This window comes from Enterobacter sp. E14S, from assembly GCF_055666685.1.
The window spans coordinates 761,235-783,654 of record NZ_JBVODQ010000001.1; the positions used below are offsets into that span (position 1 = coordinate 761,235).

Below are 22,420 nucleotides of genomic sequence, written 5' to 3' on the forward strand. Positions count from 1 at the left end.
GATCCCCTTTAAAAAATGCAGGTAACAAGCAGATGCGTAATTATTTGTTTCGAAACAGAGAAATGCAAATATCTTCGTCATGAATAGTGATTTGAGGCAATTCTCAAGCGTTACGGAAACTATTTGATTAACAGCGAGTTTTGCACAACACTGCCAGTAGAGACTTCTTTATCAGGATTTCGTATGGCAATCACCCGACCACGAGCGGAGCGCGGGGCCTTTCCGCCGGGCGCTGAGCAATATGGCCGCTCATTTTTAGGCGCATCGCTGATCTGGTTCCCGGCGCCCGATGCCGATCGCAGCAGCGGTTTGATCATTGCCGGCACGCACGGAGATGAGAACTCGTCCATCGTCACGCTTTCCTGCGCGCTGCGGACGCTGACGCCTTCATTGCGACGTCACCACGTGATTCTTGCCGTCAATCCGGACGGCTGTCAGCTTGGTTTACGGGCGAACGCGAGGGGAGTCGACCTGAACCGTAATTTCCCGGCGGCAAACTGGCGCGCCGGAGAAACGGTTTATCGCTGGAACAGCTCCGCCGAGGAGCGTGATGTGGTTCTGCTGACGGGAGATAAGCCGGGCTCAGAGCCGGAAACCCAGGCGCTGTGCCAGCTAATCCATAAGATCCACCCCGCGTGGGTGGTCTCGTTCCACGATCCGCTGGCCTGCATTGAAGATCCGCGCCACTCCGAACTGGGCGCGTGGCTGGCGCAGGCTTTCGCCCTGCCGCTCGTCACCAGCGTGGGCTATGAAACACCCGGATCGTTCGGTCGCTGGTGCGCCGATTTGAGCCTGCCCTGCATCACCGCTGAATTCCCGCCGATTTCCTCCGACGAAGCCAGCGAAAAATACTTAAACGCGATGATGGAGCTACTGCGCTGGCAGCCTCAAAGATGAAGCACGCCGCTGGTAAAATTAAGCGCCGGTGAAACGTCAACCGCCAGCCACGTCGGGCCATCCAGATCGGCGAAACGGACCTGATTGACCAGCGGCAGCGCCGCGCCGATCGCCCGGGATGTGCAGAGCATGCATCCCAGCATCAGGGAAAAGCCCTGCGCCTGCGCTTCCGCCGCCAGGGCCAGCGCTTCTGTCAGCCCGCCGGTCTTGTCGAGCTTGATATTGACCATCTCATAGCTGCCCTTAAGCGCGCTCAAATTCTCGCGGGTATGACAGCTTTCATCCGCACAGACGGGCAGCGGATGGATAAAATTCTTCAGCGCCGCATCATCCTTCGCTGGCAGAGGCTGCTCCAGCATCGCCACGCCCAGATCGGCCAGCAGCTGGCATCGCGCGGCAAGCCCCTCGGGATGCCACGACTCGTTGGCGTCAACAATCAGAGTGGCCGAGGGAACCGCCGAGCGAATGGCGACCATCCGCTCGCTGATCAGGCGATCGTCGAGCTTCACTTTTAACAGCGTGGCCCCGGCGTCAAAGAGCGCTTTTGCGCTGGCGGCCATCTGCTCCGGCTCACCAATCACGACCGTTTGCGCCGTCATGACGGACTCCGGCAGTGATGCACCCAGCAAGGACGTCAGCGATTGCTGCTGCTTAGCGGCCTCAAGGCTCCAGAGCGCACAATCGATGGCGTTGCGCGCAGCCCCGGCGGGTAAACGCTGCTGTAACGCCTCGCGCGTGAGCCCTTTTTGCAGGTCAGGCACCAGGGTCATGATATGCGCCATCACCGACGCAGGACTTTCTCCATACCGCGGGTAAGGCGTACATTCCCCGACGCCTTTAACCCCCTCTTCTTCGATTTCAACCACGACCACGCTGGCTTCACTTCGACTGCCGCGGGAGATCACAAACGGGGTATGCAATGGCCAGGCTTCTTCATAGACCTTAACGCTTCTCATCACTGACTCCTTGCGGCCCGGAAAGGCGAAAAATTTGGTTTGCCGTGTTATCCGCTGATGGCATACACTAGCCCCGACGTTAACTATATGTAAACAGGAAGATATCTATGTCACAACTCGTTCATTTCCAGGGCAACCCGGTTGCTGTTGCAGGTTCCATTCCGCAGGCTGGCAGCAAAGCGCAGGCTTTTACTCTGGTGGCTAAAGATCTGTCTGACGTCACACTGGCTCAGTTTGCGGGTAAACGCAAAGTACTGAACATTTTCCCAAGCATTGATACCGGCGTTTGTGCCGCGTCCGTGCGTAAATTCAACCAGCTGGCGACTGAAATGGACAACACCGTTGTGCTGTGCATTTCCGCTGACCTGCCGTTTGCCCAGTCCCGTTTCTGCGGTGCCGAAGGCCTGAGCAACGTTATTACCCTCTCCACCCTGCGCAGCGCAGATTTCCTCGAGAAATACGGCGTCAGCATCGCGGAAGGCCCACTGAAAGGTCTGGCAGCACGTGCCGTACTGGTTCTGGATGAAAACGACACCGTTGTCTTCAGCGAACTGGTTAACGAAATCACCACCGAGCCGGACTACACTGCCGCGCTGGACGTGCTGAAAGCATAATAAGTACTTAGCATTCTATACAACTTATTCTCAACCTCGCCGCGGCGGGGTTTTTTATTATATTAAAGCTGAATCGTTAAAGCACAAATGTTCACAAATCACATTAATCATGCAATAAAAACGTCGACGAGTAACATTAACGTGATCAATAACGCATAATAATCGTTAAAATTCTCTATTTTCGACCGCAGTGAAGCACATCACATTTCCCTTTTTGCCTAAACATTAGATTTGCTTACGAAAGAAAATAATCGTTTCAGCAAAAAGGATAAAATATGAAAATTAAATTCGCTTTTACGCTCCTTGCGGTACTGATTTCTGGCCATGCAGCGGCCAAAACCTGGGTGCTGACAAGTGCTGAAAGCAGCGTAGAGAAAGGAAACTGGAAGATTTCCAGTGATGAGCTGAAAGTTAAAGATCAAACGTTCAGCATTGAGCAAAAAGTCTTGCACGGTGGTAAACAGGAAGGCAGCAAAGTCATCATAATCAGCAGTAAAGACGGCCTGACGATTACCCTGAGCCCGACCCGCGGGATGAACCTTCTGCACGTAGAAGGCTTTGGCACCCGACTGGGGTGGAATTCGCCCGTTAAAGAGGTCGTTAATCCGGCTTATATCAATCTTGAAAGCCGAAACGGTCTCGGCTGGCTGGATGGTTTCAACGAGATGATGGTGCGCTGTGGCTATGAGTGGACCGGACATCCGGTCACCGCTGACGGGCAAATTTACACCCTGCACGGCAGGGCCGGTAATACCCCCGTTTCGCAGGTCGAGGTTGAAATCGCCGATGCCGCCCCGCATGAAATCCGCGTTCGGGGTTTGATCAAAGAGAGCACGTTTAAAAAATCGGATCTGCAAACCATGACCGAACTGCGTTACGTTCCCGGAACCAACCAGTTCAGTCTGCACGATGTTCTGACAAACCATGCCGATTACCCTCATGATTACCAAATCATCTATCACAGCAACTTCGGCACGCCGATCCTCGAAGAAGGCGCGCGCTTCCTTGCGCCGGCGGCGAGCGTGAGCCCGTTCAATGACTACGCCAAAGCGGGCGTTAACGACTGGCAAACCTATGCCGGGCCGACAAAAGGCTTTGATGAGATGGTCTTTAACATTAAACCGCTCGCAGACAATAACCACGAAACGCTTGCGGCGGTGATCAATAAGGCCGGAGATAAAGGCGCGTCAATCCAGTTTGATACCCGCCAGCTGCCCGTGCTGACCTTATGGAAGAACACCGATACGCTGAAGCAGGGCTACGTCACGGGCATTGAGCCAGGCACCAGCTACGCCTACCCCGTTACGATTGAACGCGAGCAGAAGCGGGTTAAGCAGCTGCAGCCCGGTGCCAGCGCGCAGTTTGACCTGACCTATACCCTGCTGCACAGCCCGCAGCAGGTGAAAGAGGTCGAAAACAGGATTGCATCGATTCAGGGAGAGACAAAAACAGAAATTGTTAACACGCCGATGGCGAAGGAATAAACGCAAAGTAAAAAGCCTCTTTACAGAGGCTTTTTGTTATTCGTCGCCTTTCTTATGATTCAAACCGTACTCACGCAGCTTGTTCGCGATCGCGGTATGCGAGACGCCAAGGCGTTTTGCCAGCTTGCGGGTGCTGGGATAGCTGCGGTACAGCTGCGTCAGCACTGAACGCTCAAAACGGCTGGTGATATCGTCCAGCGAACCTTCCATCGCCTCTTCGCCAACCGATACCGTCCCCGCGTCGTAATCAGGCAACAGAATATCCTGCGGACGCAGTTCGTACCCTTCAAGCTGGGTCAGCGCACGATAAACGGCGTTTTTGAGCTGACGAATGTTGCCCGGCCAGCCGTAGCGCATGAGCACCGTGCCGAGATCGGCAGACAGCTTCGGACGCGGCACCCCCTGCTCGTCGGCAAAGCGGGCGACGAACAGCTCCGTGAGCGGCATGATGTCCTGCGGGCAATCGCGCAGCGGGGGAATATTCAGCGTCAGGACGTTGAGGCGGTAATAGAGATCTTCGCGGAAGATCCCCTTTTGCACCAGTTCCACCAGGTTTTTCTGGGTGGCGCAAATGACGCGCACGTCCACATGCACTTCGTGATCCTCACCGACGCGGCGGAAGGTTCCGTCGTTCAGGAAACGCAGCAGCTTAGCCTGCATGCGCGGCGACATTTCGCCGATTTCGTCCAGCAGCACGGAGCCACCGTTAGCCTGCTCGAAGAACCCTTTCTTGCCTTCCGGCGCGTGACCAAACAGCTCGCTTTCAACGGCATCTTCCGGAATAGAGGCGCAGTTAAGTGCCAGATAAGGCTTGGCCGCGCGCGGGCTCGCCAGATGCACGGCGTGAGCCAGCAGGTCTTTTCCGGTGCCGGTATCCCCGGTAATCAGCAGCGGTGCGGTCAGGCTTGCGAGCTTGCGCGCCTGATCAACCACATGGCGCATTTTCGGACTGACGGCAATAATCTGGCTGAACGCGCCAACGTCCTGGCTGGAAATGTTCTGCAGCTGACGGCCCATGCGTAACGTCGAGCGCAGCATGATCACCGCCCCGGTCAACACGCGAGTATTCCCTTCCCCTTTCAGATAGACCGGCGTGATCTCCATCAGGAAATTCTGCCCGTTAATCACCACATGCTCGCTAAGCGTGTTCTGCGGATTGCTGTCCAGCCAGCGCTGGAAGTTAAAGCCGGGGATCAGCTGCGCGGCGTTATGATTGCTGAGCTTCTCCTGGCTCTGCGCGAAAAGCTGGCAGCTCGCGTGATTAACGCGCTCAACTTTGCTTTTCAAATCCAGGGAGAGGAACGGCTCTGGCATGGCCTCCAGCAGCGCGCTCAGCGCCAGATGCTCACGCTCAGAGGGCATCCAGGGAATAGTGCGTACATCCGTAACGCCAGCGATACGGCGGATTTCCGCCATCAGGCTGCTGAAGGTGTTAAATTCAATTTCGGCAAAATTGAGGTAAATTCGCCCGACAGGATCGATCTCAATGCCACGTAAATCAATGCTACGTAAAACAAGAAGATCGAGTAATTCGCGGGTCAGACCGAGACGGTCTTCACAGAAGACTTCAAGACGCATGGGAAATTCACCGTTTTAAGCCAATAACAGTAAAATGATATGTCAGAACACGGTGATCGGGAAGATGGCTGTCAACAAATATTGACAGCCAGCACGATAAGTGAACAAAACCTCACGGAGCCGGTTTTTTATTGAGCGTCTCTTTGAGCTGGCCGATCAGTTCACGCCTGAAATCCCCCAGCCGGGGCTTATCGCCATCAATCCACGGCAGCGGACGGCAGACCTCCATCGCTTTAATCCCCAAACGCGCGGTCAATAATCCCGCGCCGATACCCTGCGCGGCACGCGCAGAAAGTCGCGCCGCCAGATCCTGCGACATCCAGTCCATGCCCACTTCGCGCACCAGCTCACTCGCCCCGGCAAACGCGATATTGAGCAAGACCAGTTTGAACAATCTGAGCCGACTGTAATAACCCAGCTCTATGCCGTAAAGGTTCGCGATACGGTTGATCAGCCGCAGGTTACGCCAGGCGATAAAGGCCATATCGACCAGCGCCAGCGGGCTGACGGCAATCATCAGGGTGGATTCCGCCGCAGATCGGCTAATCTCGCGCCGCGCCTGGGCATCCAGCACCGGCTGAACCATATGGGAATAGAGCGTCACCACTTCCCGGTCATTCTGGGTTTCATGAATGGCGGCATACCAGCGCTGAAGCGCCGGATGCGACTGGTCGATTCCGGCCTGGCTGGCCAGCTTTTCACAGAACGCGCGGCCTTTGCCGGTGCCGTGACTGTGGAGCAGATCCCGCGCTTCATCACGCTCGTGCGCGCGCTGGCGCAAACGCCAGAGCCGCCGCCACTCGGTGGCAACCGACCCGATGCCCGCCCCTACAATCAGCGCGCCTGCGGCACATCCGCCCAGCGCGACCCAGTCCTGAGTTTGCCAGGCATTCATCGCCCACTGCACGCCTTGACCAACTACGCTTACGCCAAACAGCGCTAGCCCGGCGGTGACCATCCTGCGCCACAGGCTGCGCTTTGGACGCAGGGCGGCTTCCACAACCGCCTCTGCCGGACCTTCCTCGACGCCGGGCTCCTCGGTCAGGGCCGGGGAAAAGTTATCAGCCTGCGTGCCGCTGAACGTCTGCGCGGTTTTGAACGCCTCCTGAGGATCCTGCTCAAGCGTTCCGGTAAAGTCTATGCGCGGTTTTAACGGTTCCGTCATCGCAATTTATCTCCAATCAAAAACTCCAGCGCCGCATCCAGACGGATGTGTGGTAATGGCCTGTCGACGCTCATTGCCTGCGGGCGGAAGGCTTCAAACTGAAAACCCTGGTTCTGCCAGAAGGCCTGGCCCGGCAGCCGCGCAGGCACTTCGCCCGGATAAACGGTAAGCGGTTCACCGTCGCTGAGCCGGTTCCCGCGTAATGCCGGTATTTTCTCGCCGTTAAGATCAATCAGCCCGCTTTGCGTTGCCTGCACGGACGCAAGCCCAAGGCAATCCATGCCGATCCCTTCGAAGGCGGCGTTTTGCCAGGCGTCCTGCACCAGCTGCTGCAGAAGCGATACCATATTGGCATGCTGGTCGACCGTGACGTGATCGGCCTTGGTGGCCGCAAAGAGCAGTTTATCGATCACCGGTGAGAACAGACGGCGAAACAGCGTCCGCTGCCCGTAGTGAAAACTTTGCATCAGCTGCGTCAGCGCCAGGCGCATATCGTTGAAGGCCTGCGGCCCGCTGTTGAGCGGCTGCAGACAATCCACCAGCACAATCTGACGATCAAATCGCAAGAAATGGTTTTTATAGAATCCCTTGACCACTTTCTCACAGTAGTAATTGTAACGCTCGCGCAGCATCCCGGCGTTAGTGTGCCTGTCGGCCTGCGCCAGCTTCGACTCGCCCACCCCGTCCACGTCAGGCCAGGGGAAGAACTGAAGCGCAGGCGCGCCCGCTAAATCACCCGGCAGGACAAAGCGACCCGGCTGAATGAAGTGCAACCCTTCCTGCTTGCACTGGTGCAGATACGCCGTCCAGGCTTCGGCAATGGCCGCCAGACGGTTTTCATCGGCTGGCGCAAGCGGGTCCAGGCCTTCGCACAGCTGTCGCCATTTGTCCGACCACCCGGCGCGCTGCCCCTGCAACAAGCCCGTCATCTGGCGGGACCAGCTGAGGTAATCCTGCGCCAGCATCGGCAGGTCGAGCAACCATTCACCGGGGTAATCGACGATTTCAAGGTACAGCGTAGAAGTATCCTTGAAGTGGCGCATCAGGGATTCATTCGAGCGAAAGCGCAGCGCGAGGCGAATTTCACTCACCCCTCGCGTCGGCGTCGGCCACATGGGCGGATCGCCATAGAGCTGCGCCAGCCCTTCGTCATAGGTAAAACGTGGAATCCCAAAATCACGCTGAGGAACGCGCTTCACGCCCAGCAGGCGTTCTTCCCGCACCGCGCTGAGCAGCGGGAGACGCGCACCGGCGTGCAGGTTCAGGAGCTGGTTCACCATCGCGGTGATAAACGCCGTCTTACCGCTGCGGCTCAGCCCCGTCACGGCCAGACGCAGATGACGGTCAACGCCACGGTTCACCAGTGAATTGATTTCGTTTTTAAGTCGCTTCATCGCCGTCCTTCGTTGCCTGGAAGCCTTGAATGCATGGCTTCAGAATACAATAAATGGGGGCAGATCGTTGATTATCAATTCTTATTTATTGCTATTGCCGTTTTCTCTCCAGTAAGATGAACGGCATTGCTGTCAGTCCGGAGTGAGTAAGGTGTATGTCACCCACCATCTATGATATCGCACGGGTTGCGGGCGTATCGAAATCAACCGTTTCCCGCGTTCTGAATAAACAAACGAATATTTCTCCCGAAGCGCGTGAAAAAGTGCTGAAGGCGATTGACGAATTAAATTATCAGCCCAACAAACTGGCCCGCGCCCTGACCTCTTCAGGCTTCGATGCCATTATGGTTATTTCGACCCGTTCAACCAAAACCACTGCCGGTAATCCTTTTTTCTCCGATGTCCTGCATGCCATTACGGCAAAAGCGGAAGAAGAAGGATTTGACGTTATTTTACAAACGTCAAAAAGCAGCGAAGACGATCTGCTGAAATGCGTGAGTAAAATAAAACAGAAGATGATCAAAGGGATCATTATGCTGAGCTCACCGGCAAATGAATCCTTTTTCACCACGCTCGATGCGTATGGCGTACCGGTAGTGGTTATCGGTAAAGTGGAAGGTGAGTATCAAAATATCTATTCCGTCGACACGGATAATTTCCATGACAGCGCCACGCTGACCGAAACCTTTATTAAAAACGGACGCCGTAAAATTGCCTGTCTGCATGCCCCGCTTGATTATCATGTTTCGATCGATCGCCTTGCGGGCTATAAAGCCAGTCTGGAAAAGCACCATATTGCCCTTAACCCGGACTGGATCAGGGATGGCGGTTATACCCATGAGAGTGCGCTTACGGCAGCGCTGGAATTGTTGTCTTCACCCACGCCGCCTGATGCGGTATTCGCTACCGACAGCATGAAGTTACTTAGCCTCTATCGGGCGGCGGATGAGTTGAACCTGATGATCCCGGAGCAGGTAGTGATAGCCGGATACAGTGACCCGATGCTGTCTCTCATTTTAACGCCCGCACCTGGCGGCTTCGATATCCCGACCCGAAAACTGGGCGAAGAGAGCTGCGATCTTCTTTTCAGGCGTATTGCGGGTCAGCCCGCACCGCAAAAAGTGCTGGTTGATACCCACTTTTTGTTGGCTGCTTCCCTTCGCTAAAACCAGGGGCGTATTGCCCCTGGCGTGCAGTCGGTCAGAACGCGTAGTTTACGCCAACCCCCGCATAGTGGAAGCGGTCGCTCTCGCCTTCATCGTGGTTTTCCCACTCATAGGCGTATTCCAGCGTCATGGATAAACCATTATTGAAATCGTAAGCGTAGAGGAGACCGAGTCGGTTGAAATCGTGTCCTTCACGCTCAGGATCGTCCTGCCAGTCCCAGTTCGACCAGCGATCGAGCCCCAGGCGGGTATAAGGCGTTAAGGTGGTCTGGCCTAACGAAATGGGCAGATAGGCACGAATTTCCTGAGTAGAAAACTCGCCGTTATTACGGGAACTGTCCATATTGAAGCCGCGCTCTAAATAATAATTCACTTTAGCAGCAAAGGTTTCGTTAATGGTCCAGGTAAAGCCCGTTTCGGTTTCAACGCGGCTGTCAGCGTAGCCGGTTTTTTGCAGATCGTTAGCAAACTGATACATGGCAAACCAGCCGCCAAAACGCCAGTCGTCGGTTAATTTAATATCCCAGTCAGGCTGAACTTTGTAGCGCTGCATATTAGCGCTGCCATCTTTGGCACCGTGCTCATCTTTAAAGTGATAACCATAATTACGGAAACCGCCGGTCAGACCGAAGGTGAAATTATCGGTTCCGATAAAGCGATAGCGTAATTGAAATTCAGGACGATCGAAATAGGTTCCACGGGTCATACTGCTGTAATCAACCGGCCCCTCCTGATACATCGCCAGCGAAATAGTCCACGCATCCCAGGTTGCATTAAACCATACGGAAGGTTCATATAATCCATCTTTATCGTCGCCCTGCCCCTCAACGTTTTCGATTTCATACATTGCGCCAATATTAAATTCCCACTGTTTAGCTGCTTCTGATGCTTGTGCACAGCTAACTCCTGCGCACAGAACGAGCGCAGCACTTCTTAGTAGAGTACTCATTTAATTTTCCCTTTATAAGTAACAAACAAAAAAACCGGAAATTTGCATTTCCGGCGAACACCTTTCTTATCTAATAGCCGCTTCGGTTTCAGCGTCGAAGAAATGGCACTTATTCATATCGAACTGGATGTTGATATTATCCCCTGCGGCATAATCATTCGCCGCGCCAGCGCGAACCACCAGCTCATGACCGCCAACGGTGGCGTAAAGCATAAATTCTGCGCCGGTCAGTTCGGCTACGCTGACTTTCGCCGCGATATTTTTACCACTGCTCTGCAGAGTGAGAATATCTTCCGGGCGGATCCCAAATACCACCGCTTTGCGCTGATACCCTGCGGCATTCAGTGAAGCGAGTTTGTCTTCCGGGATCGCCAGACGCAGCGTTTCCGTGACGAAATAGCAATCGTCGATAGCACCGCGAATGAAATTCATGGCTGGCGATCCAATAAACCCTGCGACAAACATGTTTGCCGGTTCGTTGTACACCTGCTTCGGAGCGCCAACCTGCTGAATAATGCCGTCTTTTAAGATCACGATGCGGGTCGCCATCGTCATGGCTTCCGTCTGGTCGTGGGTCACGTAAATCATCGTGGTGTTGAGCTTCTGGTGCAGCTTGCTGATTTCAGCCCGCATCTGCACGCGAAGCTTGGCATCAAGGTTGGAGAGCGGTTCATCCATCAGGAACACGCCCGCTTCGCGCACGATCGCCCTGCCCAACGCCACGCGCTGTCGCTGGCCGCCGGACAGCGCGCCCGGTTTACGCTTGAGGTACTCGCGTAATCCGAGGATCTGTGCCGCCCAGTTAACACGCTCGTCGATAACCACAGGTGCAATTTTTTGCATCTTCAGGCCGAACGCCATGTTGTCGTAGACCGTCATATGCGGATAAAGCGCATAGTTCTGGAACACCATCGCGATATCGCGAGACTTGGCGGGCACGTCATTCATGCACACCCCGTCAATAATCAGTTCACCCGCGCTGATCTCTTCCAGACCGGCAATCATGCGCAGCGTCGTGGATTTACCGCAGCCCGAAGGCCCGACGAAGACGATGAACTCCTTGTCTTCAATTTCGAGACTGAAATCCTTAACCACGTGGACCTGGTTATCATAGATTTTCTGAATGTGTTTCAGGGACAGTTGAGCCATTGTTAATTCCTTATCAATACGTCCGGGATGCCCAAAACTCGGTCAGGCATTTCCAGGTCAGTTCCCGCGTTGAATGAAGTTGTAATCCCGCATGGTTCAGGCCAGATCCAATCCCAACCGATAGCATTCCCGCCGCGTTGATCGCCTCAACGCCTGCAGGTGCATCTTCGATACCTATAGCCGCGTCAGGACGCACATTCAGGCCTGCACAGGCGGCAAGGAAGATCTCCGGGTCTGGCTTTGAGCGGCGAATACGGGAAGCATCGGCGCAAAAATCGAAGGCCTGATGAATGCCCAGCGCGTGCAGGATCCCCGGGGCATTCAGGGAAACGGAGGCGAGCCCAATTTTGACCTTCGCCGCACGGATATCCGCCAGCACGTCGCGAATACCCGGAAGCAGTGAATCCTCCGTCAGCGACGCCAGAGACTGGACATAGAGCGCGTTCTTTTTCGTCGCCAGCGCGAGGCACTGCTCATGGCTGAACATCTCCTCTTTCCCGCCATGCTTCAGGATGCGCTGCAGGGAATCCATGCGGCTAATGCCCTTCAGCTGTTCGTTAAATACTTCGTCAAAGGTGATGCCGATTTCATCCGCCACTGCACGCCAGGCCAGAAAATGGAGGTGTGCGGTATCGGTGATCACACCGTCCAGATCGAATACAACCGCCTTAAGCGTCATGGCGCCCCTCCGTGGTAGCGGTCCCATTAACAGGTGCAAGAAAATCCTTATAGGCGCAAACTTTATGCCCCGATACGAGTAGCGTTTTGCCCCACAGCGTCAGCGTGACCGGTGCTGAAGCTCCAATGGTTAAAACCTCGTTTTCATACGTAAAGTGCAGCGTTGCGTTCCGCCAGCGCAGGGGGAAAGCAAGCCTTTGCCAGTGGGCCGGCAACCTGGGCGCAAGGTGCAGTTCCCCTTCTACTATCTGCATACCGGCAAAGCCCTGAATGACGCCGGACCAGATAGCGCCGGTCGCAGCGGCGTGAATCCCGTCATCACAGCTGTGCGGGTCGTCACCAAGATCGATGGCGACGCCATCGCGCCAGAAGGCGTAGGCGCCTTCGGTATCACCGCAGCGGGCGGTCACAATGCCGTGAATGGCCTTGCTCAGCGACGAATCATGGATCGTGCGGGGCTCGTAGAACGCCAGATTGGCGGCGCACTGCTGCGGGGTAAACCGCTCCGGCAACAGGTAGGTGAGCATCACCACATCAGCCTGCTTGAGGATCTGCATCTCGTTAACTTCCGCACGGGAATAATCGAGCAGAATGGTCTGCTTACCCGCTGTGGCTTTGTAGCGGCTCAGATCGATGGCAGGTTTTGCCATGAAGGTATCATCCTGCGGGAGCACACCGTCTGAATTGGATTCCGGCAGCCATAAGCGCGTCAGGAACCGTGTGGCATTCTGCGTAAAACCGTCATCCTCGCGCCCAAACATCGCCATAAACCGGCGCGCGCAGGCGACGTTGTGCCAGGCCAGATAGTTGGTATACGCGTTGTTGTTCACATGCTCGGTGTATTCGTCCGGTCCGATGACGTCATGGATTTCGAGACGACCATTGATTTCCGTTGCGCGACCCATCCAGAACGCAGCGGTTTCCATCAGCAGCGTGATACCTTCATTTCGCATAAAGGCATCATCGTGCGTCGCCTGCCAGTATGCGACGACGGCCCAGGCAATGTCCGCCACGATGTGGTGTTCCGCCAGCGCGGAGGCTACCTTCTGGCGCGTGCCGGTTCGGATGTTAATAGCCGCAAACTCCGGCGTCTCTTCCAGGCCGCTGGCGGCGCTTTCCCATGGGAACAGCGCGCCGGGCCAGCCGTTGCGACGGGCTTTTTCCCGTGCGCCTGAGAGATTAAGCCAACGATAGCGCAGCAGGCTACGGGCGGTCTGGGGACGCGTGAAGAGATGGAAAGGCAGCAGGAAAATTTCGGTATCCCAGAAGACGTGGCCTTTATACCCCTCGCCCGTCAGCCCTTTGGCGGCGATACTGCTTCGCTCATCATGGGCTGGCGTCATGGCCGTCAAATGCCATACGGCGTAATCCAGCGCCATCTGATCCTGAGGTTCCGTAGAGTCCACCTCCACCCGAGCGTTACGCCAGACCTCTTGCCAGGCACACGCCGAACTCTCAAGCAAGGCGTTGTAGCCTCTTGCCGCACAGACTTTGAGATCGGCCAGCACGTTGCGGGCGAAAGACGCCTGCGACAGTGCCTTATCACTGCGATGTGCCACCCAGATGATTTTTTCAAGCGTGACGGTGTCACCCTTCGCAATCGTCAGCGAATGATGAGCGCTGAGACGACGATTTTTGGCGGTGAAACAGCTGTCGCTCTTCGCTGAGAGCTGACAATACGCTGAAACAACAATCTCAGACGCGCGGTCCTGCGTTTCATATACGCCCTGCATGTATTCCTGATCGAACACTCTGACCGACACTTCATCCAGATGCTGTCTGCCGCTGTTCGTTTGCGTTGCGTCAATGCCGGTTTGCAGCACGGCGTGCGCGACGGCATCGAGCGGCGTGATGGAAAGCTGCATGGCCACTAAGGGCAACTGGTCCAGCGACACAAAACGACGGCTCTCCAGTCGATAGCGTTTCCCGTCAGGCGAGCGCCAGACGACGCTGCGACGAAGTTCGCCATTGGCAAACGCCAGCTCGCGCTGCCACTCGAGGATTTCGCCTGACAGGAGCGTGAAATTGACGCCATCCAGCTCAACATCAATACCGATGATATCCGGCAGATTGACCAGCTCAGTGGTCTCGTTGCGACCAGCACGATGATAGAGACCCGCAAGATACATACCTCTGGTTTGCTGGGTGTAATCTTCTTCATGCGCAGCGCGGATCCCCGTGTAGCCATTACCGCAGGCCATGATGGAGGCGTATTTATTCAGGCTGTGTGGACAAAAGCCCGGGTCGGTTAATACAGACACGTTTAGCATAACGTCACGCTTTCCCCTGTTTCAGCTGATTCATACAGCGCGGCGACGAGCTGCTGGATAACCAGCCCCTGCTCTGCATCAGCGATCATGACGGGCTCTCCCTGCACATGCCGCACAAAGGCATCCATACTGCGCATATGACGCCGATCGTCAGCCTCTTCACGCTGCGTGAGGGTGACTAAAGTCCCGGCTTCGTCGTTGTAGATGTGCGCCGGGAACAGCATGGCGCCCGCCTTTTCACCGCAAAATGCGACGTTCATGATGGATTGTTCACGGATATTGAGCGCAAACGACGTGTCCAGACGCAGAATGCCGCCGTTGCAAAATTCAATGGTGCCAAACAGGGCATCTTCAACGGTAAACTGCGTGGGATCCCACGCGCCAAACTGGCCGCTGCTTTTACGGTTTCCCAGCCTCTGGAAGCTGTGTGCCGTCACCTTTTTTACCGCCGGGAACCCCAGCACGTACAACGCGGCATCGAGCATATGGATGCCGATATCAATCAGCGGCCCACCGCCCTGTAGCGTTTTGTTGGTAAAGACGCCCCAGCCGGGAACCCCGCAGCGGCGTAGCGCCTGCGCAGTGGTGTAATAAATTTCTCCCAGCGTCCCCTTCATCACAGCCTCACGCAGCAGTTGCGTATCGAGAGCAAAACGATGGTGAAAATCATACGCCAGCACTTTTCCCGCCTTGCGCGCGGCCATGCGCATCCGATCGGCCTCCTGCGACGTCATAGCAGGTGGTTTTTCACACATCACGTGGCAGCCCGCTTCCAGCGCTGCCATGACGTGCTCGAAATGGAACCGGTTAGGCGAACAGACGCTCACCACATCCGGCTTAACCGCCTCGAGCATGTCTCGCGCATCCTGCCATACCGAGGAAATACCATGACGTTCCGCAAACGCCCGAGCCTGTTCAGGATGGCTGTCGATGACAGCCACCATCTGAACATCACTGCGCGTGGCGTAATACGAGGCATGCACTTTATCCGCGACCTGCCCGGCGCCAATGATGGCGACGCGCAGAGGCGAAGGTGTAGAAGCACTCATCACGCTCGTCATCCTTAGCATTCACGCAAGTAAGTGAGCGAATCCCGGTATGCCTGAGCCGGATCCTCGGCGCGAACACGGCACTCATACACCACGTAACCCTGGTAGTTATCGGCACGCAGCTGGTCGAACAGGCTGGCAAAATCGAGGCTGCCGCTGCCCGGCTGGTAGCGGTGGTTATCTGCAATGTGCACATGGCCCAGCAGATCGCGGTGCTGATGCAGCGCATCCGTCAGCGAGTCTTCTTCGATGTTCATATGATAGAAATCGCCGATGATCTGCACGTGCTTCAGACCGTTCTCTTCGATATAGCGACGCGCGTCAGCCAGGGTGTTGATCATGTGATCCTGATAGCGGTTCAGCGGCTCCAGGTAGACGGTTGTTCCGGTGCGCGCCGCCACCTCATCCAGCCAGCGCAGGGAGGCGCTTACGGCTTTGCGGTCACCGTCCAGGCTGCGTGGAGAGGTCATAGGTGGCAGACGGAAGGTAAACATCCCCCAGGCAGCAGGCACGATAATGCCCTTTCCGCCGACTTCCGCCAGCGCTTCCAGAATGCGTTCGATCTGCTGTAACCCGTTCAGACGACGTTCTTCGATGAAATCACCGATCCAGCCATCGTATCCGCCGCAGGCGGTAGTGACCGGCAGGCCGGTGGCCTTAATAGCCGCTTTCACATCGGCGAGGTTTTCCACCAGCAGCTTGCCGTCAATTTCATAGCCATCAAAACCCATCGCTTTGATGTACTCGAATTTCTCCATGATATTGACCGGGAAAAAGGCCTGGTTTTGTGTTGCGATCTTCATGATTTGCTGTCCTTAGCTTAAAAAGTGACGCCCATTTTGATGCTCAGTTCCGGGTGCTGATCGACATACTTCATATAGCTTTCCGGGGTGGTGGCGAAGGTCACGACCGGGTCGATCAGATCTTCACAATTCAGATAACCGTTCATCAGCAGTTCCCAGCAGGTCTCTTCAATACGTTTACGGTTCCAGCGCGGGTAATCCGGGTTGGGTTCGCTGCAGGCGCGGGAGAAGACAATCTTCGCGTTATTGAAATGCGCTTCGCGGCCGAGGTTAAAGCCTTCCGCGAACGGTTTCGCGAAGGCTACGTAGGAGATAGTGCCGCCATAGGCGAGCCCGCGCAGCGCGGACTGCAGCGCATCTGCAAAGCCGCTGGTTTCGATGATCACGTCCGCGCCCTGCTTCCCGGTCAGCTTTTTGATTTCCAGACCCACATCGGTACCGATTGGATTCAGGCAGTGGTCCGCACCGTGACGACGAGCGATCTCGCAGCGGTGTTTGATAGGGTCGACGCCGATAACCACTGACGCACCGGCTTTTTTCGCCAGCTGAATCGCAATCTGCCCAATGGCTCCCAGACCGACCACGACCACAAAGTCGCCCACGCGGACGTTGGCATCACGTACGCCGCTCATGGCGAACTGCGCCGGATCGTAGCAAACGGCGTTTTTCCAGGAGGCACCCTGCGGCATTTTACGCAGCTTATAGTTGTTCACCGCGTTAACGATCACCGTTTCCTGCAGCGGGCCGTAGCAGCAGACGCTGTCGCCGATCTGATATTCAGCGACGTCATCACCGCATTCGATAATCTCGCCAACAATCATGTTGCCCAGCTGGAACTTACCGAATTCGATCCCGCGGGCCGCCCCCTCTTCACGCGGCGTGAACATCTGCCACTCCGCGTTAAACTCTTCGTCAATAAACGGACTGGCGGCGCGGAAATCCACCACTTCGGTACCGTGTTTCGGCGCGCCAAAGCGGGCGCGAATTTTCACTTCATGGACGGCAACCGGACGATCTTCATATTCCACCAGCGCCGCTACACGAGGCGCTGTCGCAACTAATTTTTTCATGACTGACTCCTTGTTAAAATTGGCCGCCTCAGCCCTTCACGCCACCGGCGGTCAAACCACTTTTAATAAAACGTTCAGACAGGGCGTACATGATGACCACCGGAAGCGCCGTCACCAGCGATGCCGCCATCATGCGACCCCAGATATAATCTGGCGTGCTAAAGAGCGTGTTCAGCCCAACCGGTAAGGTGAAATGGCTGGCGCTGGACAGGAAAATGGACGCAAACAGGTAGTCGTTCCACGCCACCATGAAGCAGTAGACAAACACCGACACGAGCCCGGAAATCGCCAGCGGCACGGTGATGCGAAAGATGATTTGCAGGCGGTTCAGGCCGTCCATCATCGCGGCTTCTTCGATTTCGTCCGGGATGGTGTCGAAATAGCTGCGCAGCATGAACACCGCTGTCGGTAACGTTTGGGTCACCATGGTGATAATCAGCGCCAGCTCGGTGTCGTAGATCCCAAGAGCAGTGATGATTTTGAACAGCGGCACCACCAGCAATATTCCGGAGAACATGTAGACGGTGTAGAAACTCGCATTGATCGTCGTGCGGCCCTTAAAACGCAGTTTGGACAAGGCGTAAGCCCCCAGCGTGCCGAGAAATACGGCAATCACCGAGGAGGTCAGCGACACCACCATGCTGTTTTTGAAATAGTCCACGAACGGGAAAATCAGCGGATTAAAGATGTCGACGTAATGCTGAAGCGTCCACGCCTGCGGCAAAATGGTCGGGTTAAGCGATATCGCCTCTTTCGCACTCTTAAACGACGTCATCAGCATCACGAAGAACGGGAACAGCGTGATGACCAGAAACACCGCCAGACCGAGATAAAAACCAATACGGCTCAGTACGCGTTTATTTGTTGCCATTGAGGTTTACCCTTTTTCTGGTCAGCAGAATCACCGCGAAGATGATCACGAACAGCACGACAGAGATCGCCGCAGCCTTACCCAAATCGTTGAAAGCGAATGCGGTTTTGTAGAGGTAGACGCCCAAAATATCGACCTTGGTCGTCAACAGGTAGACATCCGCAAACATGTAGAACATCCAGATAGTGCGGAGCGTCACCACCGTTGCCAGCACCGGCATAATCGCGGGCAGCGTAACGATTCGAAAACGCTGCCAGGCATTCGCGCCGTCCATTTCCGCCGCTTCATACAGCGACTTATCAATGGTCTGCAAAATCGCGAGGAACGAAATGAACGCGTACGGGAAGTAGCGCCAGATGGCGAACAGCACCACCAGTACAAAGCTGCTGCCAGGATTGTCGAACCACAGCGGCGCCTGGTCATACAGATGCAGCAGGTCAACGCCCAGATAGTTCACAATGCCGTAGCCGTTGTTGAACATGTATTTCCATGCAAACACCAGAGAAATGGACGGGGTGACGTAGGACAAAATCACCAGTGAACGTGCCGTTTTCCGCAGACGGAATTCACGGTTAAAGAAGATCGCCACCGCCAGCCCCAACCCCGTGCTGCCGATCACCACCAGCGCGGTGTACCAGAACGTCATCCACAGCGAGTGCCAGAATGCTGCATCACTGAGAATGCGAATGTAATTATCCAGCCCGACAAACACAGCGCTAATGCGCGGGTTAAGCGGCAGACGTAAGAAACTGATTTCAATATTGGAAATCATTGGCCAGGCCACCAGGCCCCCCAGCAAAATCAGGCTGGGGGCCAACAGCAGCATGGCGAAAGGCATATCTGAACGACCAGAAAACAACGTCTTCATAATTTCCTTCCGCAGAGCGCTCCTATCGTTGTGAAATCAGATCGGTCAGACGCTTCTGGCTGTTACTAAGCGTGTTGCTGAGATCTTTTTTCCCCACCGTGACGTTATGCACCATGGAACTGATGATGCCGGACCCGGTAACATCGCCCATGCGTGTGAAGTTTTTGTCGCCCACGGCGCCAAACACCTGCACATTCGGGAACTGCGCAATAAGTTCGTAAGGCAGTTGCCCAAACGCTTTAATCACATCGTTGTTTTTCCAGGTATCGGTGCCCACCACTAGCTTGTTCACCGGCAGTGCCGCGCCGGGCGACATCATGACCCAGTCGGTTGCGTTTTGAGCCTGCTCCATCCAGGTCACAAACTTTTCAGCCGCCTGAGTCTCATCTTCGGTTTGACCGGTGGTAATCGTCAGCGACGTGACCATGCCGTAAACAGCAGAAGAGGTTTCTGTTGGGACGACGAAGCCCAGGTTGGCAGGGTTTCCGTCCTGGAATACCGCCGGAAGGATGTAGGTGGAGTAAACCGCCATCGGCGCAGAACCGTTCATGAAGGCATCTTTGATCTCCATGACGTCGTTTGAACCCGGCATGGTGGTCGCGGCCAGACCTTTATAAAACGCCAGGGCTTTTGCCATTTCAGGGGTATCGATGTTGACGTTCCCTTTGGCATCAAAAACGTTCGCGCCGCCGGAAAGCGCAAACTGGGAGAATGCCTGCTCCGTCATCACGCTTTCGGCGGTGGGCAGCGCAATGCCGTAATGTTTTTTGGCCGGGTCGTTAAGGCTCTGGCTGGCTTTCAGCAGCTGCGCCCAGTTATGCGGCTCCTGGATACCCGCCGCAGCTAGTGCATCTTTGTGATACCAGACGCCGGATAGCCAGGCGCTGACTGGCACCCCCGTCCAGGCAGAACCGTCTTCCGTACGAACAACACGCAAAATGCCGTCATAGAAGGTGCTCTCGCCTACCGCTTTAATGGCTTCGCCGATAGCTTTGCGATCCAGCAGCTGTTCCTTGTCCATGACTTTCGCGTAGTCATGGCTGACTTCAATCACCTCTGGCAGCGCGCCCGTTCTGGCGAGCGTAATAACCTTGGTGTTGTAGGCATCCTCTTCTACCGGCACCTGTTTCACCGTGATGCCGGGGTTCTCTTTCTCGAACTTTTCGATAAGCTTCGTGATAACCGCCTGACGCTCCTGCTCGACCGATGAGTGCATAAACTCAATGGTGACAGCAGACTTTTTGTCGTCCTTGCACCCTGATAACAAGGCGCACGAAACCAGTGCTGAAATCAGCACAATTCTGGGCATTTTCATTTTTAAGGTCCTTTTTAGTTTTCTTTAATCCACAACACCTGCCATGGATATAGGGTCAGCGTTTTATCTGTAATATCTTTCCCGGAAATCAACTCCGTTCCGGAATGAATATCGGATTCCATCGTTTGAATGCCATCACTGAAATTAAACAGCGCCGTTACTTTCTCACCACAATCCGCCACGCGAACGATTTTTAAAACATGTTTACCTGACGCACTGAAATAAGCTTCACTGTCAGGATGGAATGCTTTCTCCGCCCGACGCAGCGCGATTAACTGGCTTAACGAGCAATAGATCTGAGAACGCAGGCTATTTTTATCTTCAAGCAGGCTATCAATTTGCCCTGCCGTGTATTTCTCACGATTAATCGCACGGTTATATCCCAGGCGTTCAACACCTGCATAATCATTACGGGAACCGAGAATGCTCTGGATATAAACCGCAGGCACGCCGGGGAAGCTTAAAAGGACGGCATGCGCCAGAATAAACCGGGCAATCCGATCGCTATCAAGACCGTCACGCGTACTTAAAGCATCCAGATAGGTCACATTAATTTCATAAGGACTGCGTGTACCATCCGGGTTATTTTTCCAGTTAACCAACGCCCCTTCAGCCTGAAGTTTTTCCACAAGCGAGAGGATTTCCGACTCGGGTAAAATTCCGCGTAACGGATTCAGACCAATCCCGTCATGCGAGGCCAGGAAGTTAAACCAGGTGGTTTTCGTGGAAGGCAACGTCAGCGACGCTGCCCACTGGCTCAGCGTCCCGACGTCCTGAGAATGCACCGCATGCAGCACCAGCGGGGGCAAAGAGAACTGATAAACCATCTGCGCTTCATTTTCGCCGTCACCGAAGTAAGCAACGTTATCTTTATGCGGAACGTTCGTCTCGGTAATAATCACCGTTCCAGGGGCGACAGCCTCGGTAATCGCGCGGAAAAGCTGGATGAGCTGGTGAGTTTGCTCAAGGTGGATGCAGTTTGTCCCGGGTATTTTCCACATGAATCCCACCGCATCCAGACGAATGTATCGCGCCCCTTCAATCAGGTAATGCAGCAGCACGTCGACCATCGCGATCAGCATCTGCGGAGAGGCGAAATTGAGATCGACCTGGTCCTCGCTGAAGGTGGTCCACAGGTGTCGCACGCTGCCGTCATGCAGCGTGAAAGGCGTAAGAAGCGGTAATGCACGCGGACGCGTCACCGCGGATAAGTCTGTTTCAGGATCGACAGAAATAAAGAAATCTTCATATCCTGGCATTTGCTTCAGGTAATTAGCGAACCATTTGCTTTTGGCTGACATATGGTTGCATACGAAATCGAACATTAAACTGGCTGACTGTTTTAATTCGGCAACGTCTCGCCACGTTCCGGTTTCCGGTGCAACTTCGTGATAATCGATAACCGAAAACCCGTCGTCCGAAGACCATGGATAAAAAGGCAAGAGATGAACATGAGAAAAAGAACGAGAAAGCCACCTGTTATAAAAACGTGTAAACACCGGTAGCGCCTTCTCCCCTTTCGCTGAAAACTGATCGGCATAGGTAATCAGGACAACGTCTTTTTCATCCCAACCCGTTTTACGTTTTTCCGTAATAACAGAAGCGGCCTTTCCAATATTTTCCATCAGCACATTAAGATGGGCGTCAGAAAACGTTTCCCCGTAAACAAGATTAATGAGTTCTTTAATTTTTGTATTCATTTCATTTTCCATGGTAGCGGTCCCACGGAGTGGCAATCTACTCCCATGAAAAATATCTGTCAACGGACCAGAAAGGAGAAAAAGGTGATTGCAAAGCAGCTCAGCGCAATATTGTGAGCTGCCGCAAAGAAAGAACGGGGAAAAAAGGAAATGCGGTTAACCGTCGCCAGTCCCTCCCCCGTCAGGGAAAGGGCTAACGCCAGCGGGAATTATTGGGATAAGTAGCGGCGAGAAAGCCGTTTTGCCACCTTTTGCAGCAGCGGTTCGAGCGCCACGGCCAGCACCATTCTGACCGGCTTGCGGGCAACGGATTTAATTGCCCAACCCGCCACACCTGCCGGGCCGAACCGTAACGCGGTCAGCAGGACCAGTTTACCTGCGATTTTCAGGCCGGGTTTTACCTTCTGACCGGCCTGTTGCCAGTGTTGTTTCATCTCATCTCTC

Annotated in this window: 20 protein-coding genes; 4 read left to right on the forward strand and 16 right to left on the reverse strand. The window is 54.8% G+C overall.

What is annotated here, in order from left to right; all coding sequences use genetic code 11:
* Window positions 1-183 precede the first annotated feature (183 nt).
* A complete protein-coding gene (gene mpaA / locus ACZ6J2_RS03675) occupies window positions 184-897 on the forward strand; it encodes a murein tripeptide amidase MpaA (RefSeq protein ID WP_471724837.1) in 714 nt (237 codons plus the stop codon).
* Here the strand turns inward: mpaA and ycjG are convergent.
* Window positions 888-1,853, reverse strand: a complete 966-nt coding sequence (gene ycjG, locus ACZ6J2_RS03680; protein WP_471724838.1) for an L-Ala-D/L-Glu epimerase — start codon at window positions 1,851-1,853, stop codon at window positions 888-890. The two genes, mpaA and ycjG, sit on opposite strands and share 10 nt — an antisense overlap.
* 107 nt (window positions 1,854-1,960) lie before the next feature.
* Here ycjG and tpx point away from each other — a divergent pair, with 107 nt between their 5' ends.
* Together tpx and ACZ6J2_RS03690 are read left to right on the forward strand one after the other, a co-directional pair.
* Window positions 1,961-2,467, forward strand: coding sequence for a thiol peroxidase (gene tpx / locus ACZ6J2_RS03685; RefSeq protein WP_023335907.1), 507 nt, complete (start codon window positions 1,961-1,963; stop codon window positions 2,465-2,467).
* A 275-nt stretch (window positions 2,468-2,742) separates the two neighbouring features.
* A complete protein-coding gene (locus ACZ6J2_RS03690; protein WP_471724841.1) occupies window positions 2,743-3,951 on the forward strand; it encodes an aldose 1-epimerase family protein in 1,209 nt (402 codons plus the stop codon).
* 36 nt (window positions 3,952-3,987) lie between these two features.
* Here ACZ6J2_RS03690 and tyrR read toward each other — a convergent pair whose 3' ends face one another.
* From tyrR to ACZ6J2_RS03705, 3 genes are all read right to left on the reverse strand, one after another.
* A complete protein-coding gene (tyrR, locus tag ACZ6J2_RS03695) occupies window positions 3,988-5,529 on the reverse strand; it encodes a transcriptional regulator TyrR (protein WP_023335909.1) in 1,542 nt (513 codons plus the stop codon).
* A 112-nt stretch (window positions 5,530-5,641) separates the two neighbouring features.
* Complete coding sequence (locus ACZ6J2_RS03700) at window positions 5,642-6,694, reverse strand: TIGR01620 family protein (protein ID WP_471724842.1); 1,053 nt, start codon at window positions 6,692-6,694, stop codon at window positions 5,642-5,644.
* On the reverse strand, window positions 6,691-8,088 hold the full coding sequence (locus ACZ6J2_RS03705; RefSeq protein WP_471724844.1) for a YcjX family GTP-binding protein: 1,398 nt from the start codon (window positions 8,086-8,088) through the stop codon (window positions 6,691-6,693). Before ACZ6J2_RS03705 ends, ACZ6J2_RS03700 begins: the two co-directional genes overlap by 4 nt.
* 155 nt (window positions 8,089-8,243) lie before the next feature.
* Between ACZ6J2_RS03705 and ACZ6J2_RS03710 the strand changes: the two genes are divergently transcribed.
* Entirely contained in the window at window positions 8,244-9,254 is a 1,011-nt protein-coding gene (locus ACZ6J2_RS03710; RefSeq protein ID WP_194399373.1) for a LacI family DNA-binding transcriptional regulator, read from the forward strand.
* A 34-nt stretch (window positions 9,255-9,288) separates the two neighbouring features.
* Here the strand turns inward: ACZ6J2_RS03710 and ACZ6J2_RS03715 are convergent, their stop codons facing one another.
* From ACZ6J2_RS03715 to pspD, 12 genes are all read right to left on the reverse strand, one after another.
* Entirely contained in the window at window positions 9,289-10,203 is a 915-nt protein-coding gene (locus ACZ6J2_RS03715; protein ID WP_047060998.1) for an OmpG family monomeric porin, read from the reverse strand.
* Window positions 10,204-10,269: 66 nt separating this feature from the next.
* Window positions 10,270-11,352, reverse strand: a complete 1,083-nt coding sequence (locus tag ACZ6J2_RS03720; RefSeq protein WP_471724845.1) for an ABC transporter ATP-binding protein — start codon at window positions 11,350-11,352, stop codon at window positions 10,270-10,272.
* Between the two features lie 13 nt (window positions 11,353-11,365).
* Window positions 11,366-12,031, reverse strand: a complete 666-nt coding sequence (gene pgmB / locus ACZ6J2_RS03725; protein ID WP_094935710.1) for a beta-phosphoglucomutase — start codon at window positions 12,029-12,031, stop codon at window positions 11,366-11,368.
* Window positions 12,021-14,300, reverse strand: coding sequence for a glycoside hydrolase family 65 protein (locus tag ACZ6J2_RS03730; RefSeq protein WP_471724846.1), 2,280 nt, complete (start codon window positions 14,298-14,300; stop codon window positions 12,021-12,023). Before ACZ6J2_RS03730 ends, pgmB begins: the two co-directional genes overlap by 11 nt.
* Window positions 14,294-15,352: a Gfo/Idh/MocA family protein gene (locus tag ACZ6J2_RS03735; RefSeq protein ID WP_471724847.1), complete on the reverse strand. Its 1,059-nt coding sequence runs from the start codon at window positions 15,350-15,352 to the stop codon at window positions 14,294-14,296. Before ACZ6J2_RS03735 ends, ACZ6J2_RS03730 begins: the two co-directional genes overlap by 7 nt.
* Window positions 15,353-15,363: 11 nt before the next feature.
* Window positions 15,364-16,152: a sugar phosphate isomerase/epimerase family protein gene (locus tag ACZ6J2_RS03740; protein WP_063439782.1), complete on the reverse strand. Its 789-nt coding sequence runs from the start codon at window positions 16,150-16,152 to the stop codon at window positions 15,364-15,366.
* A 17-nt stretch (window positions 16,153-16,169) separates the two neighbouring features.
* Window positions 16,170-17,222 carry a zinc-dependent alcohol dehydrogenase gene (locus tag ACZ6J2_RS03745; RefSeq protein ID WP_471724848.1) on the reverse strand — a complete coding sequence of 351 codons (1,053 nt, stop codon included), beginning with the start codon at window positions 17,220-17,222 and terminating at the stop codon, window positions 16,170-16,172.
* Window positions 17,223-17,250: 28 nt separating this feature from the next.
* A complete protein-coding gene (locus tag ACZ6J2_RS03750) occupies window positions 17,251-18,093 on the reverse strand; it encodes a carbohydrate ABC transporter permease (RefSeq protein WP_033145725.1) in 843 nt (280 codons plus the stop codon).
* Entirely contained in the window at window positions 18,080-18,961 is an 882-nt protein-coding gene (locus ACZ6J2_RS03755; protein WP_023312040.1) for a carbohydrate ABC transporter permease, read from the reverse strand. The genes ACZ6J2_RS03750 and ACZ6J2_RS03755 overlap by 14 nt, the downstream gene beginning before the upstream one ends.
* Window positions 18,962-18,983: 22 nt before the next feature.
* Entirely contained in the window at window positions 18,984-20,276 is a 1,293-nt protein-coding gene (locus ACZ6J2_RS03760; RefSeq protein ID WP_471724849.1) for an ABC transporter substrate-binding protein, read from the reverse strand.
* Window positions 20,277-20,290: 14 nt separating this feature from the next.
* Entirely contained in the window at window positions 20,291-21,988 is a 1,698-nt protein-coding gene (locus ACZ6J2_RS03765; RefSeq protein WP_471724850.1) for a sugar phosphorylase, read from the reverse strand.
* Between the two features lie 197 nt (window positions 21,989-22,185).
* The gene (gene pspD, locus ACZ6J2_RS03770) at window positions 22,186-22,410 is read right to left on the reverse strand and encodes a phage shock protein PspD (protein WP_023312043.1); all 225 of its coding nucleotides are present in this window, start codon (window positions 22,408-22,410) and stop codon (window positions 22,186-22,188) included.
* Between the last annotated feature and the right edge of the window lie 10 nt (window positions 22,411-22,420).

Excerpts from the sequence above, each read along its gene's own strand:
- pgmB (WP_094935710.1), bottom strand. The coding sequence starts at position 12,031 with ATGACGCTTAAGGCGGTTGTATTCGATCTGGACGGTGTGATCACCGAT.
- ACZ6J2_RS03765 (WP_471724850.1), bottom strand. The coding sequence starts at position 21,988 with ATGGAAAATGAAATGAATACAAAAATTAAAGAACTCATTAATCTTGTT.
- ACZ6J2_RS03730 (WP_471724846.1), bottom strand. The coding sequence starts at position 14,300 with ATGCTAAACGTGTCTGTATTAACCGACCCGGGCTTTTGTCCACACAGC.
- pspD (WP_023312043.1), bottom strand. The coding sequence starts at position 22,410 with ATGAAACAACACTGGCAACAGGCCGGTCAGAAGGTAAAACCCGGCCTG.
- ACZ6J2_RS03710 (WP_194399373.1), top strand. The coding sequence starts at position 8,244 with ATGTCACCCACCATCTATGATATCGCACGGGTTGCGGGCGTATCGAAA.
- ACZ6J2_RS03720 (WP_471724845.1), bottom strand. The coding sequence starts at position 11,352 with ATGGCTCAACTGTCCCTGAAACACATTCAGAAAATCTATGATAACCAG.
- tpx (WP_023335907.1), top strand. The coding sequence starts at position 1,961 with ATGTCACAACTCGTTCATTTCCAGGGCAACCCGGTTGCTGTTGCAGGT.
- ACZ6J2_RS03750 (WP_033145725.1), bottom strand. The coding sequence starts at position 18,093 with ATGGCAACAAATAAACGCGTACTGAGCCGTATTGGTTTTTATCTCGGT.
- ACZ6J2_RS03745 (WP_471724848.1), bottom strand. The coding sequence starts at position 17,222 with ATGAAAAAATTAGTTGCGACAGCGCCTCGTGTAGCGGCGCTGGTGGAA.
- ACZ6J2_RS03715 (WP_047060998.1), bottom strand. The coding sequence starts at position 10,203 with ATGAGTACTCTACTAAGAAGTGCTGCGCTCGTTCTGTGCGCAGGAGTT.
- ycjG (WP_471724838.1), bottom strand. The coding sequence starts at position 1,853 with ATGAGAAGCGTTAAGGTCTATGAAGAAGCCTGGCCATTGCATACCCCG.
- ACZ6J2_RS03755 (WP_023312040.1), bottom strand. The coding sequence starts at position 18,961 with ATGAAGACGTTGTTTTCTGGTCGTTCAGATATGCCTTTCGCCATGCTG.
- ACZ6J2_RS03705 (WP_471724844.1), bottom strand. The coding sequence starts at position 8,088 with ATGAAGCGACTTAAAAACGAAATCAATTCACTGGTGAACCGTGGCGTT.
- tyrR (WP_023335909.1), bottom strand. The coding sequence starts at position 5,529 with ATGCGTCTTGAAGTCTTCTGTGAAGACCGTCTCGGTCTGACCCGCGAA.
- ACZ6J2_RS03700 (WP_471724842.1), bottom strand. The coding sequence starts at position 6,694 with ATGACGGAACCGTTAAAACCGCGCATAGACTTTACCGGAACGCTTGAG.
- ACZ6J2_RS03760 (WP_471724849.1), bottom strand. The coding sequence starts at position 20,276 with ATGAAAATGCCCAGAATTGTGCTGATTTCAGCACTGGTTTCGTGCGCC.
- mpaA (WP_471724837.1), top strand. The coding sequence starts at position 184 with ATGGCAATCACCCGACCACGAGCGGAGCGCGGGGCCTTTCCGCCGGGC.
- ACZ6J2_RS03690 (WP_471724841.1), top strand. The coding sequence starts at position 2,743 with ATGAAAATTAAATTCGCTTTTACGCTCCTTGCGGTACTGATTTCTGGC.
- ACZ6J2_RS03740 (WP_063439782.1), bottom strand. The coding sequence starts at position 16,152 with ATGAAGATCGCAACACAAAACCAGGCCTTTTTCCCGGTCAATATCATG.